Below are 4853 nucleotides of genomic sequence, written 5' to 3' on the forward strand. Positions count from 1 at the left end.
CAAAATCCGCAAAGCGTGGCGTGGGCGTAAATAGCCACTCACGTACATTGCCGACCTGGTTCTCGATCTGGCCTTTCTCCCAACCTGAGGCAGGAGTGCAGGCAACAGGTTCGAATAAATAATGGCTGGCCAGTGCCAGAAATCGCCGGTTGAACTGGCGCTCTTTGCCCGCAAACACAGCATCAACAACCGTCTTCAGATTGTCGTAGATGACCTTGCGCGGCACGCCGCCAAAGAACGCAAAGGCCCGGTTGTGGGCATCAAGAACCATCTCTTGCGCCTCGCGCGGATAGGCCACAACGAACATCTGACGCCTGTAAGCCAGCCTGAAGTGCGCCAATTTGATCGTCGTGGTGGTTCCGCCCAGCACGACATGCTCGTAGCTCCAGTCAAATTGCGCCACATCACCGCACGCAAAGAACAACGGCACAAACGCCTTCGTGCTCGTGGCACGACCCACTTCAATCTTCCACTGCCGCACATGACGCTGAACACTGTCATAGGCACCAGCATATCCCTCGGCCTGAAGACATTCGAACAACCGACGCGCCGTCCGCCGCCGTGTTTTGGGCAAAAGCCCATCACCGCGCAGCCACTCATCAAGACGGCCGCACCACGGTCCAAGCTGGGGCCCGGCTTGCTGCTTGCGCTTGTAAACCGGCTCAACCCCCTCCTTCAGATATTTGCGAACGGTGTTCCGCGACAGCTGCAGGGACCGCGCCAAGCCACTGATACTCTCGCCGTCCCGCAGCCCTCGTCGCCTGATCTTCCCAATCGTTTCCACGCATAACACTCCAGCTGCTCCCGCCCAAAAAACGGGATTGTTGCACGACTGGGGTGGTCAGTTTTGGACGCTGTTCCACCCCGTCAGCTGGTCACTTTTGCACGCTGTTTTACAGCATGCGGAACTGGTGGCACTTGGCTTCACCGGGTCTTACAGCCGGGTTGCGGCATTTGCGCGAGATTGGCGGGCGGAACGGCAGCGAGAGCAACAGACCACGGGACGCGGCACTTTCGTTCCCCTGGCTTTTCGTCCTGGGGAGGCGTTTCAGTTTGACTGGAGCGAAGATTTTGCTCTCCTCGGCGGCGAGCGGACGAAGTTGCAGGTCGCCCACATCAAGCTGTCGCACAGCCGGGCTTTTGTGGTCCGGGCCTATCTTCTGCAAACCCATGAGATGCTGTTTGATGCCCATTGGCACGGATTTCGGGTCTTCGGCGGTGTTCCAGATCGCGGTATCTACGACAATATGAAGACGGCGGTGGACCGGGTTGGTCGCGGCAAGGAGCGGCAGATCAACGCCAGATTTCTTGCGATGACCAATCACTATGTCTTCGAGCCGCAGTTCTGCAATCCGGCATCCGGTTGGGAGAAAGGCCAGGTTGAGAAGAACGTGCAGGACTCCCGGCCGCGTCTTTGGTTGCCGATGCCGAACTTTCCAGATCTGGCAGCCCTGAACACCTGGCTGGAACAGCGCTGCATGGAGTTGTGGCGAGAGATTCCGCATGGCGCTCTGCCCGGCACAATTGCCGATGTCTGGGCCGAGGAACAGGCGGCGTTGATGCCGCTGCCACAGGCTTTTGATGGCTTTGTCCAGAAGAGCAAGCGCGTGTCACCAACTTGTCTGATCAGCTTCGACCGCAACCGTTACAGCGTTCCGGCATCCTTCGCCAACCGGCCAGTCAGCCTGCGCATCTATCCCGAGCGTCTGGTTGTCGCCGCCGAAGGCCAGATCTTGTGTGAGCATCCGCGGCTGATCCAGCGGTCCCATGATGTGCCGGCACACACGATCTATGACTGGCGGCACTATTTGGCCGTCGTTCAACGCAAGCCCGGAGCTCTTCGCAATGGCGCGCCCTTCGCAGAATTGCCAAAGGCGTTCAGACAGTTGCAGGATCACATGTTGCGGCGACCAGGTGGAGACCGCGAGATGGTCGATATTCTGGCGCTGGTTCTGCATCACGATGAACAGGCGGTGCTGATCGCCGTGGAGATGGCTCTAGAAGCGGGTGTCCCGACCAAGACCCACGTCCTGAACCTGTTGCACCGATTGGTCGACGGCAAGACGACCAACGGGCCGAACATTGACACGCCTCAGGCGCTGATCCTGCATCGCGAGCCCAAGGCCAATGTCGAACGCTATGACGGCCTGCGTGCCCAGATCGCTGGGGGTCGTCATGCGTCATGATCCCGCCGCAGCTGCCGTGGTCATCATGCTCAGAAGCCTGAAGATGTATGGCATGGCCCAAGCCGTCACTGATCTGACCGAACAAGGCGCTCCTGCTTTCGAGTCCTCGGTGCCGATCTTGTCGCAACTCCTGAAGGCCGAGATGGCCGAACGCGAGGTGCGATCCATCGCGTATCACATGAAGGCTGCCCGCTTCCCGGCCTACAAGGACCTTTCCGGCTTCGACTTCATGGCCAGTGAGATCAACGAGGCGACGCTGCGGCAGCTGCACAAATGCGAGTTCCTGGATGGTGCCGAGAACGTGGTCCTCATCGGCGGCCCGGGCACTGGCAAGACCCATGCCGCAACGGCCTTGGGTGTTCAGGCCATCGAGGACCATCGCCGCAAGGTCCGCTTCTTCTCGACCATCGAACTGGTCAATGCCCTGGAACAGGAGAAGACCAAGGGCAAGACCGGCCAGATCGCTGAAAGCCTCACGAAGCTTGACTTGGTTGTCCTGGACGAGTTGGGCTACCGTGAAGACATAGCCAGGCGTTGAGAACTGCATCGTGGTGCCGCACCCTTCGACCAGCACGTACGCAACCTCACCGATAACCAAGGCAACGGACAGGATTTGAATCTGTGACCTTCAGGTACTAGCCTGCGGACCCGGAATTCCATTACGCGTGCAGACTTGCTGACAGTCGGGGGGATTCTGGGACCGGCCTAATTTCTTCTTTTGTGGCGTCAGGCCTGCCACACGCTTCAGGTCATTTGCGATGAAAAAGCGATCGCGGCGGCGGGCGGTGCCATCAATCAAACCCTGAGTGATGTCGTACTTGCCGTCCTTGTACTTGCCGCCGTAGCTCATGCCGCGAACCGGCTTCTTTTCATTGTCGACAAGCTTGCCGCGAAAATACCGCTGTGACGGCTCTCCCTTGCCGAGATATGCAGCGAGGTAGTAGCCGCCGCGTTCTGGCCGCGTGTCTCGCGTCAAATGCCAGGAGCCTAGCTCTCCCCGCGCAAACTCTCCCTCTGTAACCCGAACCTGTTGGCGGCTCCGATGGGTCGCCTCGCCGGTCAATTTCGCGATGTAGTGCGTCAAAGGCGTTTGGCGGCTTTTGGGAAAATGGAAGGCGATGTGCCAATGCTCGCCCACGCTGTCGGCATTTTCCCTTACCCAGATATAATATGGCGGCGCGCCATTGCGGACAAGCCATTTCCGCAAATGCTCGACTAGGCGGTCGATGCGTTCGGGTGTGGGGTAAGGACGCAGTTGATTAACGTCATTGTCACTGAAAAGGCTTATCCACCGGATTGTCAGCAGGACGTTGAGGGGCGTGCCGAGCGAAGAGGCTGCTTCAGCTGCAGCGAGAAAGCTGGCTTGGGTGCCGAGTGGCAGATCGGCTGTGACCATCCGTGGCGCTGATTTGTGGACATACGGCGAAGGAGTCGTGCGCGGTTCCGCGAGGAAATTTTTCCCCAAATCCGTTGTTTCAAAGGCAAGAGGCAGCTGCATGAAAAGCTCCGCTAGTGAAGTTTCGGCAGGCACGATCCGCCCAATGAAGGTATTGGGCGGGAGCTTTGGGATTTGAGGGATAAAGAGTGTGATCGTGTGGGCGCCTGCCTACGGAACGCCATGTAAACAGGAGTGCAGCTGCGACAATGTCAGCATTTTAGACATGGGGGGTCATTTGCTGGGGCGCAGCCTCAATTAACCCTTGCCGGGTTCCACGCGGTGGGCATTTGCCCAAGCGTTAAGGTCGCCCCCGCGGTAAATGATCTTACGGCCGAGGCGGTAGAAGGCCGGACCAATGCCCTTGTGACGCCACTGGGCAAGCTTGTCCCGGTCCCCGATCACATCGAGTTCAGGGTCGCCAAGGATGTAGCTGCGGTCGTTTTGAAAGAGGTTTGTCATGTGTCACCCGGTTCTGGTTTGATCTAGTGACACTCAATAATCATAAATTGCTGACCCAGAAACAGCGCAGCCTTCCCCTTAAGCAAGATACGTTACAACTTAGGCTCAAGTTTCGAGTGCAACACCCAGCGCCCGCAGGGCATAGGATGTTGCGATGGACAGACGATACAAGCACCTCAACGGCGAGGAACGTGGCGTGATTTTGGCGGAGCATCGGCGCGGGGCAAGCCTTGGGGCGATCGGGGCGTTGCTGGGGCGCAGCGCCTCGACCGTCGGGCGGGAACTGGGGCGTGGCCGTCCGGAGGGAGACCCCGCCCGGCCGTATTGCCCGCAGCTTGGCGCGGACCGATACCGGGTGCTGCGCAAGCGGTGCGGACGGCGGCAGAAGCTGGTCAAGGGTGGGTGGCTTCATGACTTTGTGCGGGGCAAGCTGGTCCACCGGCGCTGGTCTCCCGAGCAGATTGCGTGCAGGCTCAAGTCCATGCACCCCGACGTTCCAACCCGCCTGAGCAGCCATGAGACGATCTACGCGGCGATTGACGCGCAGCCGAGGGGTGGGTTGAAGGCCGAGATGATCGCGGCCTTACGACAGCACAAACTTCCCGCGGACTGCGGCGAACAACGCTGGCGGGCGGCTCCATCGCCCCGGAATCATTGAGGATCATCCACCGCCCCGAAGAGATCGAGGCCCGTCTGGTGCCCGGCCACTGGGAAGGCGATCTGATCAAGGGCGCCTTCAACCGCTCGGCGGTGGGCACGGTGGTCGAGCG

Annotated in this window: 3 protein-coding genes and 3 pseudogenes; 3 read left to right on the plus strand and 3 right to left on the minus strand. The window is 59.5% G+C overall.

Translation table 11 applies throughout. The features are described 5' to 3' along the window. A partial coding sequence (istA, locus tag AKV04_RS05105) for an IS21 family transposase (protein WP_156317380.1) occupies positions 1-784 on the minus strand: 784 nt, incomplete at its 3' end. Positions 785-899: 115 nt separating this feature from the next. On the opposite strand from istA (AKV04_RS05105), the pseudogene istA (AKV04_RS05110) reads away from it, so the two are divergent. After that, positions 900-2186, plus strand: a pseudogene (istA, locus tag AKV04_RS05110) (IS21 family transposase); the annotation flags it as partial. Next, positions 2176-2700 (plus strand): annotated as a pseudogene (locus AKV04_RS05115) (ATP-binding protein); the annotation flags it as partial. The pseudogenes istA (AKV04_RS05110) and AKV04_RS05115, both read left to right, overlap by 11 nt. A gap of 114 nt (positions 2701-2814) precedes the next feature. On the opposite strand, the gene AKV04_RS05120 reads toward AKV04_RS05115, so the two are convergent. Then, complete coding sequence (locus tag AKV04_RS05120; protein WP_054005385.1) at positions 2815-3684, minus strand: rolling circle replication-associated protein; 870 nt, start codon at positions 3682-3684, stop codon at positions 2815-2817. Positions 3685-3879: 195 nt separating this feature from the next. Further along, positions 3880-4083 carry a MerR family transcriptional regulator gene (locus AKV04_RS05125; RefSeq protein ID WP_054005386.1) on the minus strand — a complete coding sequence of 68 codons (204 nt, stop codon included), beginning with the start codon at positions 4081-4083 and terminating at the stop codon, positions 3880-3882. A 154-nt stretch (positions 4084-4237) separates the two neighbouring features. Here AKV04_RS05125 and AKV04_RS05130 point away from each other — a divergent pair. Further along, a pseudogene (locus AKV04_RS05130) lies at positions 4238-4853 on the plus strand (IS30 family transposase); the annotation flags it as partial.

This window comes from Cypionkella psychrotolerans, from assembly GCF_001294535.1.
GTDB lineage: Bacteria > Pseudomonadota > Alphaproteobacteria > Rhodobacterales > Rhodobacteraceae > Cypionkella > Cypionkella psychrotolerans.

Excerpts from the sequence above, each read along its gene's own strand:
- AKV04_RS05125 (WP_054005386.1), bottom strand. The coding sequence starts at position 4,083 with ATGACAAACCTCTTTCAAAACGACCGCAGCTACATCCTTGGCGACCCT.
- AKV04_RS05120 (WP_054005385.1), bottom strand. The coding sequence starts at position 3,684 with ATGCAGCTGCCTCTTGCCTTTGAAACAACGGATTTGGGGAAAAATTTC.